We start from the raw sequence: 24,067 nt of genomic DNA on the forward strand, positions 1-24,067 counted from the left end.
CGGACGGTCGCCGAGAGCACCCGGATACCAGACAGAAGATGTCGGGTATCCGCGCGAGACTCGTCGTATGACGCATCCGACGACATCGAGCACGACGCCATCCAGCACGACGCCATCGAAATCGAACTGGGCGGCTTTCAGCACCGCGGAACCGGACCTGGCCAAGACGGTCGAGGACCGGTTCACGGCCTTCACGCACCACACCCTCGCGACCCTCCGCAAGGACGGTTCCCCCCGCACCTCGGGTCTCGAGGTCCGTTTCCTGCACGGCGAGCTGTGGCTCGGGATGATGCCGGACTCGCTGAAGGCGCTGGACCTGCGCCGCGACCCGCGCTTCGCCCTCCAGGCGAACCAGGGACCGGGGACCACCATGGCGGGCGGCGACGTCCGGATCAGCGGGCGGGCGTACGAGGTCGATGCCTCGACGGCGAAGGCCGCGTACGTGAAAGAGGTGGAACCGCCGGAGCCGTTCCACCTCTTCCGCACCGAGCTGACGGAGGTCGTACGGACCTACGTCGAGGACGACACATATCTGGTCGTCGAGATCTGGAAGCCCGGAGAGCCGGTGCGCACTCTCAGGCGGACATGAGCCGCGGGACGGCTACTCCCACTCGATGGTGCCCGGCGGCTTCGAGGTCACGTCGAGCACTACGCGGTTGACGTCCGCGACCTCGTTCGTGATGCGGGTCGAGATCTTGGCGAGTACGTCGTACGGGAGACGCGACCAGTCGGCGGTCATGGCGTCCTCGCTCGACACCGGACGGAGCACGATCGGGTGGCCGTACGTGCGACCGTCGCCCTGGACCCCGACGGACCGAACGTCCGCGAGCAGGACCACCGGGCACTGCCAGATGTCGCGGTCGAGACCGGCGGCGGTGAGCTCCTCGCGGGCGATGGCGTCGGCCTCGCGGAGCAGGTCGAGCCGCTCCTTGGTCACCTCACCCACGATGCGGATGCCGAGGCCGGGACCGGGGAACGGCTGCCGCTGGACGATCTCGTCGGGCAGGCCGAGCTCCTGCCCGACCATCCTCACCTCGTCCTTGAACAGCTTGCGCAGCGGCTCGACCAGCTCGAACTCGAGGTCCTCGGGGAGGCCGCCGACGTTGTGGTGGGACTTGATGTTGGCCGTGCCCGTACCGCCACCGGACTCGACCACGTCGGGGTAGAGCGTGCCCTGCACCAGGAAGGCGACCTCAGGACCCTCGTCCGCGATGATGTCGACCTGCGCCTGCTCGAAGACCCGGATGAACTCACGGCCGATGATCTTCCGCTTCTCCTCGGGGTCGGAGACCCCGGCGAGCGCGGTGAGGAACCGCTCCTCCGCGTCGACGACGACGAGCTTGACGCCGGTCGCGGCCACGAAGTCCTTCTCGACCTGCTCGGTCTCGCCCTTGCGCATCAGACCGTGGTCGACGTAGACGCAGGTCAGCTGGTCACCGATGGCGCGTGCGACGAGAGCGGCGGCGACGGCGGAGTCCACGCCGCCCGACAGCCCGCAGATGGCGCGCTTGCTGCCGACCTGCTCGCGGATGAGCGCGACCTGCTCGTCGATGACGTTGCCGGTCGTCCAGTCGGGCTTGAGGCCCGCACCCCGGTACAGGAAGTGCTCCAGCACCTGCTGACCGTGCGTGGAGTGCATGACCTCGGGGTGGTACTGGACCCCGTACAGCTTCTTCTCGTCGTTCTCGAAGGCCGCGACCGGGACGACGTCCGTGGACCCCGTGACGGTGAAGCCCTCGGGGGCGGCGGAGCACGCGTCGCCGTGCGACATCCACACCGACTGCTCGTCGGGGGTGCCCTCGAAGAGGGTGGAGCCGGGCTTCGAGACGTGCAGCGCGGTACGGCCGTACTCGCGGGCGCCGGTGTTGTCGACCGTGCCGCCCAGCGTCGTCGCCATCAGCTGGAAGCCGTAGCACATGCCGAAGACGGGGACGCCGGCCTCGAACAGCGCGCGGTCGAGGCGGGGGGCGCCTTCCGCATACACCGACGACGGGCCGCCGGAAAGGATGATCGCCGCCGGGTTCTTGGCGAGCATCTCCTCGACCGGCATGGTGCTCGGCACGATCTCGCTGTAGACCCGGGCCTCGCGGACACGGCGGGCGATGAGCTGGGCGTACTGCGCACCGAAGTCGACGACCAGGACGGTGTCGGGGGCGGCGGCGGGGGTCGCTGATGACACGGGTTGCCTTCCGGCGGTGAGCAGTGGGTGTGTGGGGCTGAGTCTACCGGGGGTGCGGGTGGGGGGTGGCTGGGGCGGTTTTTTCGCCGCCTCCGCCCCTGCGTCTACGTCTGCCTGCCCGGCCCGTCTCACCATCCGAACCGTCTTGGCCAGGGCGCCCCGCCCGGGCATACTGCTCCCATGCTCACGCACCCGACGAACTTCGTCTTTACCTATGGCAACCGGCCCACCGGCTGCCATGGTCGTGCTGCTTGAGCAACTGACAAGCGACTTCCCAGGCGCCCCGGGCCGACAAGGCCCGGGGCGTCTGCCGTTTCCGGACCTCGCCGCTCCGGGGCACCCCGTCACCACGAGACATCAAGAGGAGCCCCACCATGGCCGACGTACTCGACCTCGACAAGACCGAGAAGACCGGCGCGCGCACCGACGAGGCGGCCGACACGATCACCGGTGCCCGTGAGCGCATCGACGCCCTGGACGACCGGATCATCGGTCTCGTCCAGGAACGGATGGCCGTGTCGGCGGTGATCCAGGAGGCCCGGATCTCCTCCGGCGGCCGCCGCGTGAAACTCTCCCGCGAGATGGAGATCCTCGGCCACTACAGGGACGCGCTGGGCAAGCCGGGCACGTCGCTCGCGATGACGCTGCTTGAGCTGTGCCGGGGCCGCATCTGAGTCCCGTACGGCGCCGTACGCACGTACGCATGCCGTCTCACCCGTACGGCGCGTGACCGGGCCGCCGCGGGCTTCGTTGGTCCCGATGTCCGTGTCAGCCAGGGGCGGGCCCGAAAGAACCACGCGTGGCTTCGCTGGAGCGATGAGACGTACGGATCGTGCCGTGTGTCGTGGGACCTCGCTCCAGGGTTGTGACCGGACGGCAGGGGACAGCAGCCCGGTCACCCAAGAGAACGGTCGGCTCCGGGGACGCCCGGAGCCGCCCGGCGGAATCTATACAGAACCGGTCGTAACGGTTGCGGACCCCGCCACCCATCCCGCACGATGCAAGAACAGCCCAAGTCCCCCCATGGGCAACCAAATTCATCCCGCACCGCCATTGGTCGACACCACCCGCACGCCCCCAGTGCGCCGGGGCGCCGACCGGCGGCCCCCAGAACCAGCGGCGCACCCCCCGGCGCCGCTCCCCCGGCACCGGCGCTGCCCTGACGTCGGTGCTGACGCCGAAGGGCCCTGCGGATTCCGTCCCGCGGGGCCCTTCGCCATGAGTGTCGAGGCGATGGCAATCCGGCATCCGGCACTGCTATACGGCGGCAGGGGGCCGCAGCTCGGGGAATCTCTCCTCCCATGTCCCCCGCACACCGCGCCCGACCATCTGGCGCAGGATCGGCCAGTGACGGACAAGCAGTTCCCCGTCCAAGTACTTGGAGAAGTCGTCTCGCAAACCGTTGTTGAGGACGATCCGGTACAACCCCAGCAGCAGCTTCAGGTCACCCACGTCGAAGACCAGGAGCCCGGACCACGCCAGATGGAGCGGCAACTCGACTTGACCCACCTTCGGCCCGTCCAGCTCATCGAGCGTCGCCGGCAAGCGCTCGGCGCCATAGCCCCACCGAGTTGGAGTCCGGCTGCTTTCGTCTCCGCACTCGACCACGCCAAGCAGTCTGCCGTCTCCGCGGTGCCGCCCGCATGCGTACGGCGATCACGCGACTACCCCGGCCCGGTCGGCAGCCTGCGGACCCAGTTCGCACCACAGCAGCTTCCCGCCCTGTCCGAACAAGTCGTCGCCGAGCGGGTAGCCGCCCCACGCGTCCGCGTAATGGCATACGAGGAACAGTCCGCGTCCGCCATCCGCCTGGGCGGGGACGGGGTGGAGCGGGCCGGAGCGCTTGTCGAAGGGAGGCGGGATGTGCGGGTTGGCGTCCCAGACGCTCACGCGGAGGCGGGTGCCGCCGAGGGCGCGGAGGCGGAGGGTCGCGGGGCCGGTGGAGTACCGGTAGGCGTTGGTGACGAGTTCGGATGCCAACAGTTCGGCGGTGTCGGTGAGTTGGGGCATCCCGTGTCCGGTAAGGACGGCCCGGAGGGTGGTTCGGGCGATCCGCGGGGCGAGCGGATCGTTCGGCAACTGGAGCGCGTATGCCCAAGATGCGGACGCTTCGGACTTCGGCGGGGATACGGTGACCATGAACGCCTCCTGCGGTGGGGGGACTTGAGTTCGCTCGACGGCGCCCGGCCGGGCGGTGGCATATCGCGTGCGGTTACGGCAGCGCGGGGCGCTTCCGGCTTACCGGTGGGGCCAGTTGAGCGACGTGGAACTCACCGTAGACTGCAACCCCTGAAGGTTTTGCTTGGAGCTGCAAAACCTTCAGGGATTTACCTCGTGTGGGTGACCGCCCCACCAGGTGTACGGAACGGAGCGAGGACATGGCACCGAGGAGCGCACCGACTGCGCGCCGCCTCCGCGTCGGGACCGAGCTGCGCCGACTGCGCGAACGCGCGGGCATGGCCGCCGTGGAGGCCGCGCGGGCCCTGGGCACGACGCAGGCCCAGATCAGCAACATTGAGGCCAACCGATTCGGCGTGAGCGCCGACCGCGTCCACACCCTCGCTCACATCTACGGCTGCACCGACCAGCCCCTGGTCGACGCCCTCGCCGACATGGCAGCCGACCGCACGCGTGGTTGGTGGGAGGAGTACCGGGGCACTATGCCCGCTCCGCTCCTCGATCTGGCCGAGATGGAGCACCACTCGACCGCGCTGCGCGTCGCCCAGGTCATCAACATCCCAGGCTTGCTCCAGACCCCCGACCACGCCCGCGCGCTGTTCCGGGAAGCTGTCCCCGCCCTACGCCCTCACGAGATCGAGCACCACGTCTCGCACCGCATCAAGCGCCAGGCCGTCCTCTTCCGCGACCAACCGGTGCCGTACACCGCGATCATCCACGAGGCCGCCCTGCGCATGCAGTTCGGAGGCCCGCAGGTGACCCACGCCCAGTTGGACCACGTAATCAAGGTGAGCGAACAGCCGCACATCACCCTTCGGGTCATCCCCTTCGATGGCACCTCGTTCCCGACCGCCGGTCACGGTCTGGACTACGCGCACGGCCCGGTGACAGCCCTCGACACCGCGCAGCTGGACACCAGCCACGGCAGTGAACTCATCGACGCAGTCGGGAAATTGGAGACGTACCGGTTGGTCCTGAACCGTATGGAGCAAGCCGCCCTCAAACCCACAGCATCCCGAGACCTCATCCGCCGCATCGCCAAGGACACCTGAGGAGAGCCACCCCGTGACCGAACTCAACTGGCAGAAGTCCACCTACAGCGAGGCGGCCTCCTCCTGCGTCTACCTCGCCACCACCCCCGCCGGAACGATCCTCCTCCACGAAAGCGACGAACCCGAGGCCGTCCTCACCACCGGCCCACGCCAACTCGACGCCCTGATAACCACTTTGCAGAACACGCGCCGCAACTCACCATCCTGAGCCCTACGGCGAAAGCACAGGAAAGCGGTCAGCAGTCGGAGCGGTACGTCCATGGCGTACCGGGGCAGGTGGGGCAGAAGAAGAAGTACATGCCTCCGAGGTCGCCCATGTCCATCCCGTGCCCGATGGCGTGATCAACGGCCGGGTCGACCTCGGCCCGCCACAAAGGCACCTGGGTGCCGTCTCGGTGCTCGTCCATGGGAAGCCATCGCCCACTACCCGGTTCCGTGGCGGTGATGCTGAGCAGGTGTTCCATGCGTCGCCCGCAGGCGCAGTCGGGCCAGTTCGGCGGCTGGGTCCAGCCCGGGTAGCCGCCGACCTTGCTCTGGATGGTGGTCGCCATGTCGTAGTAGGAGCTGCCGAACTCCGCCTCGATCTCGTCGAGCCGTTCCGCCAGGGTCCGTGCGAGACCTTCGGGCATGTCCCAGTTCGGGAACTCCTCGACGCGGGTCGGCGAGACCGTACAGGGCCGGGGAACGAAGTCCTCGTCGTGCCCGTGCGGCGCAAGCGGATCTGGCAGGACCTCGGCACGGATTCCGGTCGCGGAGACTTCGGCTTCACTCCGCCAATAGAGCTGGGGAAGGACCGTGCACTGATCCTGGCCTTCATGGATAAGCGGGCACCACACAACCTGAAGGACGTCACGCCCAGCGGGGAAAGGAAGCTCGGGGACGTCCCTGGCGTAGAGCTGAACAACGGGAACCATCGCGACCGGCTCGGGTCCGACGGCCGAGGTGGACTCGTGCGCGGGGTCGTAGTGCACGGGATCCGCACACCGCGGCCAGGGCTCGGCGGCCGGCCACAGCAGCGGCCCACCGATGGAGCTTTCGTGGACTTGCGGCGCCCCGCTCCTCGGATACAGCAACGTGGTCGGCCTGACCAGACCGGCCAACTCGGGTATCAAGTCCGCCACCTTGAACGGTGACGGCGGGATGTTACGGGGCACCGCGCACTCCTCATCAAGAATCGATAGCCGCAACCTATCCGGCCGTAAGTCACAAAGGCTCGATGTCGCCGATCCGCTCGAAACAAGGCTCGCCGTCGATCACGGGAACGGAAAGCTCTTCCCGCAGTGCAGCCCAGAGGAAATCCGTGAAGTTCATCTCAAGGACAACCCACTGCCCCATATCAACAACGACTCGCCACTCCTCCGATTCCTCGCCCGGAGGCATCAACAGGACGTGGTTACCCGAGACGGACCTGGCGATCGGAACGCACCCACCCTTGGCCGGAAACACCGGATACGAATAAAGATCGGGGTTACTCCGCGCCAACTCACTATAGGCATATCCAGCCTGGTCCCACAGATACCCGAGCCGCAACCCCTGATCACCATCCACAGCCCGCGGGTGGAACAGGTAGAGCTGGTCGTTGAAACAACCTGGACCATAGGCGGTTACGAACTCCTTGTAGTCGTATGGCAAAGTCACCCTGGTGCGCTCCTCCAGCACCCTCCAGTCGCACTCCACATCACCATTTACCGAAGGCTGCCCCAGGAGTTCACCAAATCGAGATATTCCCACCAGATTACCTTTCAGAGCATTGGTAGCCATCGAATTGCCGATGGCCGACGGTGCAGTTCAGCCGACATCCGCCCCCATCTCGCGCACTGCCTCTACCTCGGGCGATGATCTATGCGCCACGACGGTCGCCAGCCTCACGTACGCGGAAGTCACACGTCTGCGACAAGACGCCCATGCCAGTTCACCCGAGGCCTGGCAGCGCATCAAACAGAGAACACGCGAACGCGAGGATTCGCCCCCGGTATCCGATCGGGAAGCCCTCGCCTTTCGATAGTGCCGTCGATCAGCCCCACGAGGAAGGCGAGTGCGCCCTCCTGAAACTCCCACCAGTCGTCGTTCCTGCTGTTCACGACGACAGGCCAGTCGTCGGAATTTCCGCCGGAAATACGCCAGTAGAACACGTCCCCGGACAAGGACTCACTCCACGGAATCAGACCTCCCGGATCAGGATGAGCGACATACCCCTCAGTCATGTCGTCATCCTGGAGATCCCGCAGCGTCTCCAGTTCCCGGAAAATACCGTCGCCGAAAGCGCGCTCCTGCCCCGGGAGAGGAGTCGGGACACGCAAGAAATCGTCGAATTCTAGCGTCGGGTAAAAGTCGGCCAGTTCCCGGTAATCGCTGGGAAGCTCGACCCCCAGAATCTGGGATATCGCCTCGAAATTCACACCGCGCGGCCCTGGAGATCGATGCGACAAAAGCTCGCTGACCACGCGCTCCAGATCCGAAACCCTCAGCATGTCTTCTGCCAATCCTGACTGTTTTCCACTGTCACGTCGAAGAGCTCCCCTTCACCCCCGTTACTTCCTCGGGCAGTCCACGCTGCCCGGGTGGTCCTCCATAGGCAGCTGAGTGACTCAGCCGCCAGCTTTCGCAGGCAGATTCCGGAATTCGGAGCCGCAGTGGGGATCACGTGCACGTTGGGGCTGCACAATCATTCGCTCAATCGCCGAACATGCCGGCGTACGGATCGAGATCTCCGGACCAGGGGTCGATTCCGGTCGCTCGGAGTCGCCGCTCCTCATCCCTGTGAAGGAAGCGTGGGGAAGCGGTGCCCCAGAGTGAGAGATCGCCTAGTGGACATGCGTCAAATTCCGCGTGGAACAAGCGGCACAGGAATTCCGTCATTCCGCACGCGTACTCGGACCATCGCGCTCTGCCCCGACTCCAGACGACCACAGGCCAGGCGCTCGGATCGTCACCATCGGCTCGCCAGCACAGGATGTCCGCGCTGGAGTCCAGTCCCCAGGTGATGAGCCGCGGCAGGCCGGACGAGTTCGGAGGCTTGGCCCGCCAGGCGTCCTCCGCGTTCAGGGATTCCTGGGCCATGCCCGTATGCGCGGGCCTGCCGTCGATACCGCCATGGGGCTCGGCAAGCAGCACTCCGAGGTAGTCGCCGACGGCGCCCTCCCCGTACTCGGCCATGAACTCCTTGTAGTCGTCGGGGAAGGGCGTACCCCAACTGGCCTCCACGACAGACCAGTCCACAGCGTCACCCGCCCCCGGGTGGGACGGCATGACGCGCCTCAGCTCTTCAAACCCAGACAAGACTCAACCGCCTCTCGGACATCACCGCATCGAACCGGTCGGCGCGGGAACGCTGGTGCAACTCATCGAAGTCAACCGATCAGACAGCCAACTGAAAAGGACCAAGCGAGGCGGCCTCCTCCGCGAAAGCGACGGACCCGAGGCCGTCCTCAGCACCGGCCGACACCAACTCAACGCGCTGATAACCACCCTGCAGAACACGCGCCGCAGTTCATCACCCTGAGGCGCCCTACCGCTTGAGCTGTTCCCAGGGCCCTTCGCATGTCCCCGTCCGCCGCCCGGTTAGCCCGCGGACAGCGACGGCGCGGCCCCCACCGTCTCAACAGGGTCGCCCGGAGACCACGCACCCGAACTCCATTCCGGCGTGGGCGACGGCCGGGGCGGGGCAGGCGGAGGGGTCGGGCCGGTGTTGGGGTTCTGCGGAATGCTGCCCGAGTCGCTCGCTCCGCCGCCCGTCTCGCCGGATCCCCCTGTTCGGGAGGACGTAACCGACGCGGTCCTCGTCTGCTGAGGGGCCGAAGTCTTCGACGGCTTGGCGGCGGCGGTAGTCGGGGACGCCGAGGCCGAAGGCGTCCCCTTCGCCGGGCTCGCCGATGCCGATGCGGACGCAGACGTCTCCAGCGACGGGGTCGTACTTCCCGGACGTTCGGAGCTCGTGTTCCCGTCGGCCGAGCAGCCGGCTGCGCTCAGGGCGATGAGGACCGGCGCCGAGTTCAGCCAAGTCAGTCTCGGGCCACGGACTCCCGCGGATCTTTGCATTGCGCCTTCTTTTTCAGGTGACGGTTTTCTATGCACCGAGAAGTGAGTTATCCCACGGTGAAGAAACCCAATGTCGTACCACCGACAGCAGGTCAGTCGAACTCCATCCCCGCGAACGGATCCGGCTCACCGGTCCAGGGATCCATGCCCGCCTCGCGGAGCCGCTCCTCTTCCCTGAAGTTCAGAAAGCGCGCCGTTCCCTTTGCCCACAAGGACGCAACGCTGATGGGACAGGTGTCGAAGTCGGCCTGTAGAAGCCGCAGGAGGAACTCCGTCATGCCGCAGCCGTAGACGGACCAGCCGCCCCACTGGCGTGCCCACACCGCGACCTGCCAGTTGTCCGGGTCCGGGTCCGAGGTCACCCAGCACAGTGTGTCGCCGCCGTTGGTCTGACCCCAAAGAAGCATGTCCTCCAGCCGGTACTGCGACGCTTGGGCGGGCATCCGCCAGTCGCGCAGGGAGTCCGCTAGAAGGGCATCCGGCGGCAGCCGCCCAGCCGTCAGCGGAGCCGTCGGCTCCCCCGGGCGCGGGATCGACACGTAGAGGCTGTCCTCGATCGATCCCGCGCCGAAAGCCGAGACGAATTCCCGGTAGTCGCCCGGGAACGACTCCACTCCAAGCTCGACTGCGGCCGCACGCCAGTCCACCGTGTCCCCCGCCGTGTGCAGCGGTGTCACGACCTGTCTCAGCTGTCCGAATGTGTAGTTCACGGTTCCCTCCGTCTACGGTGTGCCGGCAAGTGGTACAGGCGTCCCCTTGGAAGAGGCCAGGCCAATGTTGCGCCAGTAGCCGAACTTGTTGCTATACATCATGTTCGGGACAACGTCCTCCAGCATGAGTCCAGGCTTGCCATTCACCGTTCCCCAGGCAGTCATTTCGTAGGCGACCGGCACCGTCCTCGCTCCTGAATACACGGGTGTCACCTGGTAATGCACAGTCTGCCCACCGTCGATCGCGGCTTTCACCTGCCGCTCGAAGTAGTACATGTGCTCAGGTATTCCTGGATCGTCCTGGGAGACGCGGTTGGCGTTGGCCGACCGAGCGCACGTGGAGAGGTTCTCGAGGTTGGTGCCGTCGCCGCTCAGGTCGGCCCCGAGCAGATGGCAGGCGTTGACCCACTGGCCGGGCGGACGGTTACCGAGGTAACCGGCGTACGCCCGAGCCCATTGGTATCCCGGAGGCGTCACCTTGTCCGGCTGGGTCGACGAGCCCGGGTGGGCATCTAGATAGGCCGTGTCGAGGCACGCCTCAACACCGGTCGCCCGGCCGCCCTGGCCACTGTCCCCGTAGTCAACCCATCCCTGACCGTCTCGCGTGCAGTCCGAGCTGTCGCGGGTCGCACTGCCCTGATCCCCGCCCTGCGCAGGAGCGGATTCGAACAAGCCCTGCGCGTCCGGCGTGTAGTCCTTGTTACCGACGAGGTCAACCATGACGCGCTGGTCCACCACGGCAGCCCTATCCAGTGACCGTTGCTGAGTGCGACCGGCGTCCACCTTGGCCCTGGGTACGGTGCGCGTTGGCGCCGGGGTGGCGTTCTTGCCGTTGTTGGGGTTCTGCTTAATGCGGGGCGCCGGCGGGCGGGTGGTACCCCGACCGGTTCCGTTGCCAGTGCCGCGGGACGCGCTGGAGGACTTGCAACCGTACGTGCAGCCGCGGACGCCGCTAGTCCTTGTAGTAGTCCGGACTGGGGTGCGTGAACCGCTCGCGCTCGACCTGAGGCCAAGCTCCTTTTGTACTTTCTGGGCCTGCTGACGGCTCGTCGCTCTGCCCCCCACGCTGCTTCCCGTACGCCTGGACGTGGACGAGCGGTTGGTCTTGGTGTTGGTCTTGGTCTTGGTCTTGGTACCGGAGAGCCGGCCTGCCGACATGATGGGGACAGGTCCCATTCCTGCGCCGCCGTTGCTGGGGTTCCACCTGTGGCCCGTGGGATCGGTGCCGCCCAGCGGCCCGCCGTCGCCGTAGGAGTACCGGTTGGCCTGCGCGGACACCGGGTCGAGCTGCCACGTGTCCCGTGAGGCGAACGACCCCGTGCCCGGCTGGTACCAGCGAGCGGCCATGTTGACGTCGCCGGTGGTGGGGTCGGTGAAGCCGGACTGGTAGCCGACGGCGGGAGTGGTGCCGTTGGTGGCCGTCTCCTTGCCGAAGGGGTCGTAGGCCGTCGAGCCGCTGACCTGCTTGCCGTCGGCCGTCAGGGCGGTGACCAGGTCGGTGTGCTGGTCGGTCAGGGCCCACTGCTTGGTGGTGCCGGTGGAGAGGGAGAGGAGGGTGCCGTCGGGGGTGCGGTTGTAGTTGGTGGTGCCGTCGTTGGCGAGGTTGTTGGAGCCCCCGTCGTAGGTGAAGGTCGTCGCGCCTCGGGTCTGGACGCGGTCCAGGGAGTCGTAGGTGAACGTCGTGCCGCCGTCGGTGATCTTGCGTTCGAAGGCGTCGAAGGTCAGTGAACGAGCGGATCCACTACCGGTGTTGACCGAGGACAGCGTGCCCCGTGCGGTGTAGGCGTACGTCGTCGTGCCGTCGGTCAGCTGGCGGTTGCGGGCGTCGTACGTCGCTGTGGTCGAGCCGGCCTTGGTGCGGTTGCCGGACGCGTCCCACGTGTACGACACCGTCGTGCCGTCCTTCGCCCACGACGTCATGCGGTTCGCATAGTCGTAGCTGTAGGTGTTGGTGCCGGCCCCTGCCGTGCCCGTCGTCTTCTTGGACGTCAGGTTGTCGTCCAGGTCGTAGCCGTACGTGGTCGAGGCGACGGTGGTCGCCGTGTCGACGGTGGTCACAGTGTCGGTGTTCAGGCGGCCGAGGCTGTCGTAGACGTAGTTGCGCTTGGCCGTAGCCGTGTGCGACGTGGCGCCGTCCGGCTTGCTTGCGTACTGCTCCAGGCGCAGGCGGCCTGCGGCGTCGAAGTCGTACCAGACGTAATTGCTGGTGATCGAGTCCCACACCCAGTCGAAGCGGCCGGCGCTGTCGTAGCCGTAGTTGGTGGTGCCCGCATTGGTCTTGCGCTGCGTCATGCTGCCGTCGGCGTTGTAGGAGTAGCTGGAGGCGCCGCCCGGTCCTGCCGCGGTCAGGAGCTGGCCGCGGTCGTTGTAGGTGTAGGTGTCGCGGGTGAGCGCGTCGGCCGTGCCGACCGCGGTGAGGCGGCCCGCGAGGTCGTACTCCAAGGTGCGGTCGGTGGTGGCCGCCTCCGCGCCGGTGCCGGTCTCGTGGGTGAGGCGGCCGAGGCCGTCGTAGACGCTCTCGCGCTTGACGCCACCCGGCAGCAGCTCTGTGACGGGCTGTCCGGCCTTGTCGTAGACGGTGGTCCAGGTGCGGTCGGCGGCGGCCGGGTGCGCGGTCGTGGACGGTTCGATCGTGGACTCGGGCAGGCCCCAGCTGTTGAAGGTGTAGACGGTCTTGTTGCCGCGTCCGTCCGTCAGCCGGGTGCGGTTGCCTGCCGCGTCGTAGCCGGACGTCGTCGTGATCGACTCGGTGGCGGAGACCGGTTCGACCTGGGTCGTCAGGCGACCCAGCGCGTCGTACGCATACGTCGTACGTGCCTTGGTCTGCGCGGAGATCACGGCCGTCGGGTTGCCCTCGGCGTCGAACTCGGCGGTGGTGGTGCGCAGTGCGGTGGTGCCCGTGCCGTAGTCGGTCGTGGCGGTGGCGCCGCCGAGGGCATCGTACGTAGTCGTGGCCCAGCGGTTGGTGGCGTCGGTGGTCTCGGTCTGGCGGCCGAGGCCGTCGTAGCCGAAGCGGGTGGTGCCGGCCGGGTCTGTCAGCGACTCGACCTCGCCCGCCGGGTTGTAGGTGCTGGTCGTGGTGATGCCGCCCGGAGTCTTCGACGCCGTCTGGTTGCTCGCGTCGTCCCAGGTGTAGCCGCTGGTCAGGTTCACCGTGGTCGGGTAACGCTCGACCGTGGTGGCGGTGAGCTGCCGGCCCAGTTCGTCGTACGTGGCCTCGGTTCGGGCGCCCGTCGGATCTGTGGCGGAGAGCTGGAGACCGGTCGGGGTCCAGGTATGGCGGGTCACTCCGCCGCCGTCGGCGGCCGCGGCAAGCAGGTCCGAGTCGGTCTCCGACGCGAGGGCAGCAGCGGCGTCGGCCACCGGGTCCGTCTGTGTCGTCAGCTGACCGAACTGGTCGTAGTCGTAGCGGGTGACGCGGCCCAGCGGGTCGGTGACCGTCTGCGGCAGGCCGAGCGGGGTGTAGGTGGTGCGGGCGGTCGCGGTGAGCGCGGTGGTGCCGCCCGGCGGGGTGTAGTCGGGAAGGGTCACCGCGGTCGTGCGGCCGAGCCGGTCGACCTCGGAGCGGGCGACCTTCCCCCGGGCGTCCTTGGACTCGGTGGCCTCACCGAAGGTGTTGTAGCCGGTGAGGGTGGCGGGCTTGGCCGTGGTGGCCGCGCTGCCGTTCTCCTCGGTCTGCACCGCCGGGGCGGTCTCCTGTGCGAGGCGGCCCAGTGCGTCGTAGCGGTGGGTGGTGGTGTACGCGGTCGCGTCGGCGCCGGTGGTGTTGCCGCGCGGGGTGACCGTGGTCAGCGGCAAGCCGCGGTCGTCGTACGTGCTCGTGGTGGTGTGGGTGCTGGTGCCGTCGGTGACGGTCTGCTTGGTGACGTTGCCGGCGGGGTCGTACTCCGCCGTCGTGGTGAGCGACTTGTCGCCGGTGATGGACTGCTTCTGTTCCGTCACCTGGTCGTCGCGGTCGTAGACAAAGGTGCTGGTCCGGTTGAGTCCGCCGGGGTCGAGGACGGTGCTGTCGGTGCGGCCCAGAGCGTCCACGGTGAAGGTCTGAGTGGTCTTGCCGCCGCCGGTGACCTGACGGGTCAAGTGACCTGCCGAGTCATAAGTGTTGGCCTCCGCGACGATGTCGCGCTTGGTGCCGTCGGCCTGAGTGACCTGTTTGGCCGTGGTGGTGGCCGCGAGTCCGTCGTCGTAGTAGGTGTACGCGGCGGTGGCGCCCATCGCATCAGCCGTGGTGGCCAGGCGTCCTGCTGGGTCATAGGCGTTGGAGACCACGGTCAGGTCCCGGACAGTGCCGGATGGGTCGCCCGTCCAGTCGTCGAGGACGGTCGAGGCGTGCTGGCCGCGCGGGGTGTACGTGTACGTGAAGTGCGCGCCTGCCGGGTCCGTCATACCTCTGACCTGACCGAACTCGTCGTGTTCGAGCAGGGTGGTGTGCTGCTCGGCGTCGGTCACGCTGTCGTTGAGGCCGTGCTCGTCGTAGTGGTAGGCCGTGCTCCGCGCAGTGTCGCCGCCCGTGGTGTCGGCCGTCGTCTCGGACAGCAGGTTGCCGTCCTCGTCGTAGCCGCGGGTGATCTTCGCGGTGTGGGTGGTGCCGGTGATCTCGTTCTTGACGCCCGCTCCGGTCTCGGTGACGACGTGGGAGGCCTGGTCGTAGGCGTAGGCCGTGGTCACACCGCTCGGGAAGGTGTCGGAGACCTGCTTCTCGGAGATCTTGCGGCCCAGGCCGTCGTATGTGTACGTCGTGACCAGCCCGGACGGGGAAGTGACCTCCGCCAGGTCGCCGTTCGAGTAGTAGCGGTACGAGGTCTTCGCGCCGGCCGGTGTGGTCTGCGTCAGTACCAGGCCTGCCGGGGCGGTGCCGCCGCCGACCGCGGCCTCGGTACCCGCGGTGTAGGTGGTGGAGGCGGTGCTGTTGTCCGGGCGGACCGTGGTGAGGGGCAGGCCCAGGGTGCTGTAGGTGTAGGCGGTGCGGTAGCGGTCGTCGCGGTAGTCGGTCGAACGCTGGTCCCGGTAGGTCAGTTGCTTGTCGTTGCGCGGGTCGAGGGGGTCGCTCGCGTTGAGGTAGTAGGAGTTGAAGCTCGTCCAGCAGGAGTCGGCGTCGCGACAGGTCGTGGAGGACACCACGTTGCCGCGGGCGTCGTGGCCTGTGACGGTGGTGTGGCCGTTGGGGTCGGTGACGGTGTGGAGGTTGCCGCCGGTGTCGTAGGCGTAGGAGGTGACAGCGCCGGTGGCGTCCTTCCTCGCGACCACACGCTGGCCGCGAAGGGCGTCGTAACTACTGCTGCTGGTGCGCCCCTTGGGGTCCGAGACCGTCACGGTCGAGGTCAAGCCCGAGTCAGCTGCCTCGGTCTGGGCCCGGTAGTGGGCCGAGACCGCATCGGCGCTCAGCGCACTGCGGTACAGGGCGACTTCGTCGACCTGCCCGTTGAAGTAGTAGGTGTTCGAGGCGAGACCCATCCAGCCGGAGCTGCCCCAGCCGCCGCCTATGTAGGCGTACGGGCGTGACTGGTCGGTGATGGTGCCGTCCAGCGAGCCGACCTTGACGCCGTCCAGGTAGAGGGTCTGGGTCGCGCCGGATCCCGACAGGGCGACGTGGTGCCATTCGTTGTCGGTCACGGTCTGCGTGGACACGATGGGGGTGGCCCCGGATACGCCGGACAGATAGAACTCGCCGCGCAGCTTACCGGCGCCGTCGATGTTCAGTACCGGGCGCCAAGACGTCGGGGTCTGGCCGATAGGAGTGTCCTGGAAGCCGAGCAGGACGGCCGAGGGAGTGGAGGTGCGGAACCACATCTCCGCGGACAGTTCGGTCGCCCCGGCCAGGATCGATCCGGGCACCTCGACGGTGCCCCCGCCACCGAGCGTCACAGCCCGGTTGTCGCCTAGGCCGAACACGCCGGCCTTGTCCAGCTGCGATGAGATGCCGCCCGAGTCCGGGCGGAACGTGGCACCCATGCCGGACCCGCCGACCTCGCTGCCGAGAGCTGTGCCCTCGTACTCGCCGAGCCGCCAGTACGCGGCGGGCGCGTCGGCGAGGGCGACGCCGGCGTACTGGTCACCGCGGCCGGTGACGAGACTACGGCGGGCCTGGAAGTGCCGGTTGGGGGTGTCGGTCTGGCCCGGGTTCCACTTGACGTAGATCCAGACAGAGCCGGCGTTCACGAACTTGACCAGCGGCTTGTCGTAGAAGGCGACTTCGTCGATCTGACCGGTGAAGTTGCGGTAGCCCGCGGCCTCGCCGTCCCACCCGGAGGAGGAGTAGCCGCCGCCGACGAACACGTGGGCGTAGCGGTCGGCGGGGACACCGGTGAACGCAATGCCCTGGTAGTCGCCGTCGACGAACAGGGCCTGGCTGCCCTCATTCCCAGTGAGCAGGACGTGGTGCCACTTGCCGTCGGTGACGGCCTGATCGGAATCGATGCTCGATGCGCCGGACGAGAATTTGCCGCGTAGCTTGCCGTCGGAGTCGATCAGCAGCATGGGCCGCCACCCGGCGGTCGGGGTGTCGCCGAACTCGGAGTCCTGGTTGGCGACCAGGACGCCCGGGCTGGTCGTTTTGAACCACAGCTCCAACGACATCGCCGTCCCTGTGTCCACGGACTCGAGAGGCATCTCGACCGCGCCGTCACCCGTGAAGCTCGCCGCGGTGTCGTCGCCGTCGGCGAAGATGCCCGCGCTGCCCGGCCGTACGCCGTCCAGGTAGCTGCCGGCCAGGTCGTCGCCGAGGGGACTCGCCGCTTCGGCGCCGGCGCGCTCGCCGAGCCGCCAGTAGCCGGTGGGGCCGCTGCGCTGGATCGTGTCCGCGTAGGAGGACGAGGAGGTGGAGTAGGAGGGCGCGGACACCTTCCAGGTGCCGCCGTTCTCGTCGGTGTGCTGGGTCACCCGGCCGCTGACCGGGTCGTAGGCGGCGGTGGCGTGCACCCGGCCGGAGGGCAGGGTGACCTTCGTGACCTGCCCGATCGCGGTCCGACCTGCGTAGTGTTCGGCGACCGTGACGGCGTCCAGGGTGTGGTGGTAGACGGCGACTTCGTCCATCTGCCCCTTGAAGTGGTACTCACCGCTCGCCAGGCCCATCCAGCCTGAGCTGCCGTAACCGGCACCGAGGTAGGCGTAGTCGCGGGACTGTTCGACGATGGCGCCGTCCAGCGAACCGACCTCGGCACCATCCAGGTAGAGGGTCTGGGTGGCGGCGCCGGCGGACAGCACCGCGTGATGCCACTTGCCGTCCGTCACCGCCTGCGCCGACACGATGGGGGTGGCCCCGGAGACGCCGGACAGATAGAACTCGCCGCGCAACTTGCCCGCGCCGTCGATGTTCAGCACCGGACGCCACGAGGCGGGCTTCTCACCCAGCTCCACGTCCTGGAAGCCCACGAGGACACCCGACGGCGTACTCGTCTTGAACCACAGCTCGATCGTCGGGAAGGCCGCGGCCTTCAGTGTGTCCGCGGGTAGTTCGACTGCCGAGTCGACGCCGTCGAAGCCACCTGAGGTGTCCGAGGTGCCCGCGATCGCGGAGTCGGCACCCAGCTGGACGTCCCGGTGGACGGCGTCGTTGAGGCCCGTGCGTGAGACCGCCTCGCTGGCCGCCGTGGAGCCCTCGCTCTCACCCAGCCGCCAGTACGAGCTAGGGGCCGAGTCCAGCACACCGCTGCGGTAGACCGAGCCTGTGCCGTACTCGTACACCGTGCACTTGGTGGTGGACGTCGGCGGGCATACGGTCTTCAGCTGGTCGCCGGCGTAGGTGTATCGCCAGGTCAGACCGGGGGTGCTCGCGTCGATGGCGCTTGTGGTCACCGAGTCGACGTGTCCACCGGACCAGGTGAAGGACAAGGAGCGGCCGGACATAGCGTCGGTGACCTTGCGCAGCTCGCCACCGTCCTCGGACTCATGGGTGAGGCTCTGACGCCGGCCCGCGCTGTCGGTGACGGAAACCAGCGAACCACTGACCATGAACACGTAGGTGGTGCCGGATCTCTCGCGCAGCGTCCAGCTCTCGGACCTCTGCGTCAGTGTGTACGCCCCGCCGGACGGGCCGGAGTACGAGCCGTCGGGGTTCCTGCCGAACCGTATCTGCGAGCCGTCGGCGAGGGTCACCAGCACGGTCGACGTGCTGGGCTCCTCCAGCGCGCGCATGTCCCAGCGGGTGGACCAGCCGCTGCCGAATGCAGGGTCTCGGCGCGGATCCAGGGAGTTGTAGGTACGAGTGACCGCCAGCTCCGGGCCGACGGTGGAGATCGCCGCGTCCGTCGCCGCAGTGACGTAGTTGCCCTCGCGTGTGCCGACCTCGCCGCCATCGTCCGCGCCGCCGAGGTGGCTGGTCACGGCTGGCTGTGGCACCTGTGTGGTCAGCAGTGCCGCGCCGGGGCGCGACGAGGTGGCGGCGCCGTCGTAGGCATATCCGTACCAGGCATACGTCTTGCCCCAGGAGAGCCAGCCGGACGGTACCGCCCACTGCTGTTCGGTGCTGCGCGTGCCCGTCTTGCAGTTCTTGCGCAGGTTGCTGCCCTCGACCTCGCAGACCTCGAAGGAGTACTGCAGCGTCGCCTTCGGGTATCTGTCGGCGTCCGTACCCTTCGCCCACAGGGTGGGGGTGAGCGTGTCGGCGGTGGCTCCGCTGCCCGGTGACTCGGCCGTCAGCTGTGGCGGAATGTTCACTGAGGCGATCTTGACGGCGGGTCCCGGGACGCCTGCGGTGGTGAAGCGGCTTACGCCGTAGTCGTCCATCGTCCACTGCACTGTGTACGTGGCAGGCGTCAGCGCAGCGATCTTCGCGTCCAGCGTCACGCTCTCACCGGGCGAGACCGCCTGGGGCATCTCCGTCCACGCGATCTTCGAGCTGTCGGTGATCTCCTTGCCCGCGGAGTCGAACAGGTTGTACCGCAGCTTGTAGTTGCCGCCCGCGGGCCAGGTCTCCTGCCCCTGGTTGGTGACGGTGACCTTCTCAATGCCCTCGCTGGTGGCGGTCACCGGTGCGATGAAGTCGCCTAGCTTGTAGGTGGCGCCGTACTTGGTCCAGGTGACGTCGAGACTGGGCTTGCCGTTCGGGTAGTCGTCGGAGCCGAACTGCTTCCAGCCCTTGGAGTCCGTGGTGGACGCCTTCACCGCGAGGCCGTAGTTCTTCTTGCGGGCGTGCGTCCAGTCGTCGACCAGCTTGCGGCCGGCCGAGCCGAGCTTGATGCTCTCCCAGGCCGCGCCGCACGACCAGATCTCCGTGTCCGCGGGCTTCCAGCCGTGCGCGAAACTCTTCGACGCCAGCGATGCGCCGGTGGACGGGCCCGGCCACTTGGAGGTCGTGGACTCCGCCCAGTTCGACGTGATCGGGTGGACGGTTACCGGACGTGCGGTGCACGACTGCGACCAGCTGTTGTACAGAGCGAGGTTGGCGCCGATCACCCAGGCGTTCTTCAGGGTGGTTTCCAGGCCCGTGAAGCGCAGGAACGAGGACGCCTTGTGGCTGCCACCGTCGTGCGTGCCGACCTTCAGCACCTCGCTCGTGGCGAAGTTCTGGTTGTACGGGTACTCGACGTAGGTACCGGAGGTGGCGTCGACGGACTTCACCGAGGGGTCGACTCGGACAGGGAAGACTCGCTCGGGGGCGTTCAGCCAGTCCTTGTCGAGCTTGACCACGAGGACCTGGCGGCCGCTCTCTTCGGCCAGGCTGTAGGTGACCCCTGAGGAGATGACGCCCTCGTTGGCGTTCTCCGCGAGGTTTGAGTCCTCCATCCATCCGGCGGGTGTCCAGGCACGGACGGTGCCCCCGGCGTCAGTGAAGAGCACGTTGCCCTGATCGTCGATCGCCGCGGTGAGCCCCTCCAGCTCCAGCGGGAATCGCCATTCGGTGGGCGCGTCGGTGTCCCTGAGGACCAGGGTTTCCTTGACCGAGTCGCTGCCCGCGACGAACTCCACATCGGAGCTGGTGCGCACGTCCTCGTAAGTCAGCGTGGAACCGTCCGCCTGCCCGGCGGCGGCACTCGCCTCATCCACGCCGTAACCGACCGACACGCCCTCGTCGACCTGCATCCGCACCACCGGGTCGGCGTCGGCCGTCCCGCCGAACTCGATCTGCGCCTCGGTCGAGCTGGTCTCCCAGTCGTCCTCGCCGACGCTCATCGTGCTCGGGCCCGAGTCCTCCTGGGGCACCAGCGTGGTGTCGATGGACTTCCAGCTGCCGTCCTCGGCGCGGAAGTTGACCGGCTCGGTGTAGAAGCGAGTGGTGAAGGTGCCGTCCGGGTTCCGGTACGTGCGCTCCCGCTCCCCGCGCTCGTTCTTGATCTCCTTGCTGCGCTTGGAGTCGAAGCCCTGTGCGGCGGACACGTCCGGCGCCTCGACCGGCTCGACGGGGCTCGGCTCGGGCGTCCTCGCCGTGCTGGGCAGCTGGGTGACGCCGGCCGTCTCGTCGGCGGGCAGTTCGCCACGACCGGTGCTGGGGCCGGAGTTGCCGCCCTTGGCCGAGGCGTCGGTGGCATCCGCGGACGCGGTGTGACCGCGGCCCGCCGCGGAACCCCACCGCTGGTCCGGGGCATCTGCCCCGGAGCCTGCGGTCGTCTGGCCAAGCGCTAGTGCGGCTTGCTCGGTTCCGGTCAGTACGGCCAGAACGAAGGCAACAGCAACTGCAAGCGGACGTACCGGTCGCACAGATCCCCCACTCGAATGATCAAGAGGGGGAATTTCTAAGCTGAACCACTGAAGATGCACAAGGCCTCCACAGAGTTCCACAAGCACCAAGTGAGGTGGATCACACGACAATCAAGCGTTAACGGGATGAACTCCAGGTGACATTGATGTGATCCACTTCACATAAAGGTTCTGTGAATGAAGGCACAACCATTCACAGCCTTGCCGTGTCTCACCTGCAGAATCAACGGCCACACCCGCGCCCCACACGCGAAGGCCTCCCCACGTGCGTGCCGCGGAGTTGCGGTGCGCCAGAACCATCGAGGTTTTCATGAAGCTTCGTCGTGCCATGGCCGTTGCGGCCGCGACGGCCGCCCTGGCCCCAATTGCGCTGCTGTCGGCTCCGGCCGCGTTCGCGGACACCTCTCCTCCGGCCACGACGGAGAGCAGCCCCGCGGCCGACGACAGCAGCCCGGCCGCAGACGACAGCAGCCCCGCCACGGACGAGAGCAGCCCCGCGGCCGACGACAGCAGCCCCGCCGCAGACGACAGCAGCCCCGCGGCCGACGACAGCAGCCCCGCCGCGGACGACAGCAGCCCGGCCGCCGACGACAGCAGCCCGGCCACCTCGCCGGCCTCCACTTCGAGCGCCCCGGAGGAGAGTGAGGAGCCCGAGCTCTGCGTCGACAAGAGCGACGTCGTCGAGATCAGCAACGACCTGACCAGCGGCCTGTCGGGCCTGCCCGACACCATCGTCGCGGGCAGCGGATGGACGAAGTTCTCGTTCAACGTCTCCAACAACGGCGACGACACGATCACGGACATCATTCCGCTGATCGCTGTCGCGGCGATCGGCTGGGACGACCGGGACTACTCCGGCGATATCAGCGTGCAGGTCTTCGACAACGACTCCGGTACCTGGCAGGAGGTCGCGGGCGCCGCGGGCGAGGGTGGCACCTTCCCGGCGTTCGAGCTCGCCGCCGGCAAGTCGACCTCGTACCAGGTGCGCCTGAGCGTCAGCGGCGACGTCCCGGACTCCATCGGCATGACCATCGGCTTCGCCCAGTACGAGGACGACGAGGGCTGCTGGGTCGCCGACGACCCGAACGGCTGGCTCTACTTCTTCGACGTTCTCTCCGCCGGCTCGGACGCGGGCGACCCCGAGGACGCCAAGCCGCAGACCGGCGGTGCGAATCAGATCACCGACGTCAAGACCGTGGACGCCTCCGGCTCGCTCGCCGAGACCGGTTCCTCGTCCGTGCTGCCGCTCATCGGCCTCACCGGCGGTGTCGCCGTCGTCGCCGGTGCGGGTGCGGTGTACGTGGTCCGTCGCCGCAACTCGGGTGGCGCGCACGCGTAAGGCGGCCCGGCTCCAGTAGCCACAGCTGAATGAAGGACCTGCGCTCGGAGGGGGGCACAGGTCCTTCTTTCTGTCTACGCGGCTGCGCGCGGATTCTGTACGCGACCGCAAGCAGGGTTACGACTTCGGCGGCACCGCAGGCATCCCCAGGAACGGCAGCTTCAGCGCGCCGAACGCGTCCGCGGGGACGGCGGGGCTCTGCGGCGCGACCGGCTGCAGGCGCTCGTACGCCGCTCCCTGCGCCGGACGCGGGTCGGCCTCGCCCTTGTTGGGCCAGTACGACATCGCGCGCTCGGCCTGGGCGGTGATGGTGAGCGACGGATTGACGCCGAGGTTCGCGGAGACCGCGGCGCCGTCGACGACGGAGATGCCGGGGTGGCCGTACAGCCGGTGGTACGGGTCGATGACCCCGGAGGCCGGTGAGTCGCCGATCGGGCAACCGCCGAGGAAGTGCGCGGTGAGCGGCATCCCCATCAACTCGCCGACATTGCTGCCCGCGAAGCCGTTGATCTCGGCGGCGATGGCGGAGGCGCCCTCCGAAGCCGCCTTGATCTGACGGGGGTTGGGGGCTCCGTGTCCCTGACGGGCCGTCAATAGACCTTTCCCCACGCCCTTCGACTTCAGGTACGTCGTCAGGGAGTTGTCCACCGACTGCATCACCAGACCGATGATGGTCCGCTCGGACCAGTGGCGGTTGGAGAGCGAGCGGAGTACGAGGAGGGGGTGCTTCGCCGCGTTGGCCAGCCATCCCAGAAGCAGTGATGAGCCCTCTGCGTACGGGACTTGGAGGATCGACAAGCCGCCCATCGAGTTCGAGCCCTTGCCGTAGCGGACGGGCTCGATGTGGGTGTTGTCGTCGGGGTGGATCGAGGAGGTGATCGCTACGCCCTGGGTGAAGTCGACCTTGGGCGTGCCGTGCGCCTTGCGGTACCTGCGGTTGTCGGTCTGCGCGCCCACCAGGGCCTCGGAGTTGGTGCGGGTCAGCTCGCCCAACCTGCTTGAGATGTACGGCAGTTGGCCGCCGGACTTCATGCGGTGCAGCAGGGTCTGCGTGCCGTAGGTGCCGGCGGCGATGACGACCCGGCGGGCCTTGAGGATCCGCCCCTCACCCTTGCGCTTCTCGTCCGTGGGCAGGGTGGCGACGGCGTACCCGCCCTGCGAGTCGTCGGTGACGGACACGACCGTCGTCATGGGATGGACCACGGCGCCCGCCTTCTCGGCGAGGTGGAGGTAGTTCTCGTTGAGGGTGTTCTTCGCGCCGTGCCGGCAGCCGGTCATGCACTCGCCGCACTCGGTGCAGGCCTTGCGGGCGGGTCCGGCGCCGCCGAAGTAGGGGTCTTCCACCTCACCGCCCGGCCTGGCCTTCGCCGTCCCGTCCGCGTCCTCCCCGTCGCCGAAGAAGACACCGACCGGCGCCATGTGGAAGGTGTCGCCGACGCCCATCCGCTGGGCGGCCGCCTTGAGATGGACGTCGGACGGGGTCATGGTCGGGTTGAGCCGCACGCCCAGCATCCGCCGGGCCTGGTCGTAGTACGGCTTCAACTCCCCCTCCCAGTCGGTGATTTCCTTCCACTGCGGGTCCTCGAAGAAGGCCTTCGGCGGTACGTAGAGGGTGTTGGCGTAGTTCAGGGATCCGCCGCCGACACCGGCGCCCGCGAGGACCATGACGTTGCCCAGCAGGTGGATGCGCTGGATGCCGTACATGCCGAGCCTGGGTGCCCACAGGTAGTTCTTCAGGTCCCAGGAGTTCTTGGGCAGCGAGCCGCGGGTGAAGCGGCGGCCGGCCTCCAACACGCCTACGCGGTAGCCCTTTTCGGTTAGTCGCAGGGCGGTCACCGACCCGCCGAAGCCCGAGCCGACGACGATCACGTCATAGTCGTATGCGGACTCGTCCTGCATTTGGACAGAGCTCTCCTGTGACACGTGCCGCTCTCCT

General features: G+C 67.8%; 16 protein-coding genes. 6 read left to right on the forward strand and 10 right to left on the reverse strand.

Annotated features, from left to right (window positions below; genetic code table 11):
• The first annotated feature begins 67 nt into the window (after window positions 1–67).
• Window positions 68–589 carry a pyridoxamine 5'-phosphate oxidase family protein gene (locus OG246_RS03735; RefSeq protein WP_266455759.1) on the forward strand — a complete coding sequence of 174 codons (522 nt, stop codon included), beginning with the start codon at window positions 68–70 and terminating at the stop codon, window positions 587–589.
• A gap of 12 nt (window positions 590–601) precedes the next feature.
• Here OG246_RS03735 and guaA read toward each other — a convergent pair whose 3' ends face one another.
• Window positions 602–2,179 carry a glutamine-hydrolyzing GMP synthase gene (gene guaA / locus OG246_RS03740; RefSeq protein WP_266455762.1) on the reverse strand — a complete coding sequence of 526 codons (1,578 nt, stop codon included), beginning with the start codon at window positions 2,177–2,179 and terminating at the stop codon, window positions 602–604.
• Window positions 2,180–2,553: 374 nt separating this feature from the next.
• Here guaA and OG246_RS03745 point away from each other — a divergent pair, with 374 nt between their 5' ends.
• Window positions 2,554–2,853, forward strand: coding sequence for a chorismate mutase (locus OG246_RS03745; protein WP_266455765.1), 300 nt, complete (start codon window positions 2,554–2,556; stop codon window positions 2,851–2,853).
• Window positions 2,854–3,436: 583 nt separating this feature from the next.
• Here OG246_RS03745 and OG246_RS03750 read toward each other — a convergent pair.
• Both OG246_RS03750 and OG246_RS03755 read right to left on the reverse strand, forming a co-directional pair.
• Window positions 3,437–3,724 carry a hypothetical protein gene (locus OG246_RS03750; protein WP_266455768.1) on the reverse strand — a complete coding sequence of 96 codons (288 nt, stop codon included), beginning with the start codon at window positions 3,722–3,724 and terminating at the stop codon, window positions 3,437–3,439.
• Between the two features lie 111 nt (window positions 3,725–3,835).
• A complete protein-coding gene (locus OG246_RS03755) occupies window positions 3,836–4,318 on the reverse strand; it encodes an ATP-binding protein (RefSeq protein ID WP_266455770.1) in 483 nt (160 codons plus the stop codon).
• Window positions 4,319–4,557: 239 nt separating this feature from the next.
• Here OG246_RS03755 and OG246_RS03760 point away from each other — a divergent pair, with 239 nt between their 5' ends.
• Window positions 4,558–5,409, forward strand: a complete 852-nt coding sequence (locus tag OG246_RS03760; protein ID WP_266455773.1) for a helix-turn-helix transcriptional regulator — start codon at window positions 4,558–4,560, stop codon at window positions 5,407–5,409.
• 13 nt (window positions 5,410–5,422) lie between these two features.
• Window positions 5,423–5,617, forward strand: a complete 195-nt coding sequence (locus OG246_RS03765; protein ID WP_266455774.1) for a DUF397 domain-containing protein — start codon at window positions 5,423–5,425, stop codon at window positions 5,615–5,617.
• Window positions 5,618–5,645: 28 nt separating this feature from the next.
• On the opposite strand, the gene OG246_RS03770 is transcribed toward OG246_RS03765, so the two are convergent.
• The 4 genes from OG246_RS03770 to OG246_RS03785 form a co-directional block, all read right to left on the reverse strand.
• The gene (locus OG246_RS03770) at window positions 5,646–6,563 is read right to left on the reverse strand and encodes a hypothetical protein (RefSeq protein WP_266455777.1); all 918 of its coding nucleotides are present in this window, start codon (window positions 6,561–6,563) and stop codon (window positions 5,646–5,648) included.
• Window positions 6,564–6,612: 49 nt separating this feature from the next.
• Window positions 6,613–7,170 carry a hypothetical protein gene (locus OG246_RS03775; protein ID WP_266455780.1) on the reverse strand — a complete coding sequence of 186 codons (558 nt, stop codon included), beginning with the start codon at window positions 7,168–7,170 and terminating at the stop codon, window positions 6,613–6,615.
• A 173-nt stretch (window positions 7,171–7,343) separates the two neighbouring features.
• On the reverse strand, window positions 7,344–7,892 hold the full coding sequence (locus OG246_RS03780) for an SMI1/KNR4 family protein (protein WP_266455783.1): 549 nt from the start codon (window positions 7,890–7,892) through the stop codon (window positions 7,344–7,346).
• A gap of 190 nt (window positions 7,893–8,082) precedes the next feature.
• Window positions 8,083–8,628: an SMI1/KNR4 family protein gene (locus tag OG246_RS03785; RefSeq protein ID WP_266455786.1), complete on the reverse strand. Its 546-nt coding sequence runs from the start codon at window positions 8,626–8,628 to the stop codon at window positions 8,083–8,085.
• Window positions 8,629–8,656: 28 nt separating this feature from the next.
• On the opposite strand from OG246_RS03785, the gene OG246_RS03790 reads away from it, so the two are divergent.
• Window positions 8,657–8,911, forward strand: coding sequence for a hypothetical protein (locus OG246_RS03790; protein WP_266455789.1), 255 nt, complete (start codon window positions 8,657–8,659; stop codon window positions 8,909–8,911).
• Between the two features lie 628 nt (window positions 8,912–9,539).
• Here the strand turns inward: OG246_RS03790 and OG246_RS03795 are convergent.
• Together OG246_RS03795 and OG246_RS03800 are read right to left on the reverse strand one after the other, a co-directional pair.
• On the reverse strand, window positions 9,540–10,157 hold the full coding sequence (locus OG246_RS03795) for a hypothetical protein (protein ID WP_266455791.1): 618 nt from the start codon (window positions 10,155–10,157) through the stop codon (window positions 9,540–9,542).
• A gap of 12 nt (window positions 10,158–10,169) precedes the next feature.
• Window positions 10,170–20,792, reverse strand: coding sequence for a LamG-like jellyroll fold domain-containing protein (locus OG246_RS03800; RefSeq protein WP_266455793.1), 10,623 nt, complete (start codon window positions 20,790–20,792; stop codon window positions 10,170–10,172).
• A 310-nt stretch (window positions 20,793–21,102) separates the two neighbouring features.
• Here OG246_RS03800 and OG246_RS03805 point away from each other — a divergent pair, with 310 nt between their 5' ends.
• Window positions 21,103–22,131, forward strand: coding sequence for a hypothetical protein (locus OG246_RS03805; RefSeq protein ID WP_266455796.1), 1,029 nt, complete (start codon window positions 21,103–21,105; stop codon window positions 22,129–22,131).
• Between the two features lie 117 nt (window positions 22,132–22,248).
• On the opposite strand, the gene OG246_RS03810 is transcribed toward OG246_RS03805, so the two are convergent.
• Complete coding sequence (locus OG246_RS03810) at window positions 22,249–24,030, reverse strand: GMC oxidoreductase (protein ID WP_266455799.1); 1,782 nt, start codon at window positions 24,028–24,030, stop codon at window positions 22,249–22,251.
• Between the last annotated feature and the right edge of the window lie 37 nt (window positions 24,031–24,067).

This window comes from Streptomyces sp. NBC_00620, assembly GCF_026341825.1.
In the GTDB taxonomy this organism is placed as follows: domain Bacteria; phylum Actinomycetota; class Actinomycetes; order Streptomycetales; family Streptomycetaceae; genus Streptomyces.

What these genes read in the sequence shown, in the direction of transcription:
- OG246_RS03760 (WP_266455773.1), top strand. Translation starts at nt 4,558, where the DNA reads ATGGCACCGAGGAGCGCACCGACTGCGCGCCGCCTCCGCGTCGGGACC.
- OG246_RS03775 (WP_266455780.1), bottom strand. Translation starts at nt 7,170, where the DNA reads ATGGCTACCAATGCTCTGAAAGGTAATCTGGTGGGAATATCTCGATTT.
- OG246_RS03805 (WP_266455796.1), top strand. Translation starts at nt 21,103, where the DNA reads ATGAAGCTTCGTCGTGCCATGGCCGTTGCGGCCGCGACGGCCGCCCTG.
- OG246_RS03810 (WP_266455799.1), bottom strand. Translation starts at nt 24,030, where the DNA reads ATGCAGGACGAGTCCGCATACGACTATGACGTGATCGTCGTCGGCTCG.
- OG246_RS03755 (WP_266455770.1), bottom strand. Translation starts at nt 4,318, where the DNA reads ATGGTCACCGTATCCCCGCCGAAGTCCGAAGCGTCCGCATCTTGGGCA.
- OG246_RS03790 (WP_266455789.1), top strand. Translation starts at nt 8,657, where the DNA reads ATGACGCGCCTCAGCTCTTCAAACCCAGACAAGACTCAACCGCCTCTC.
- OG246_RS03745 (WP_266455765.1), top strand. Translation starts at nt 2,554, where the DNA reads ATGGCCGACGTACTCGACCTCGACAAGACCGAGAAGACCGGCGCGCGC.
- OG246_RS03735 (WP_266455759.1), top strand. Translation starts at nt 68, where the DNA reads ATGACGCATCCGACGACATCGAGCACGACGCCATCCAGCACGACGCCA.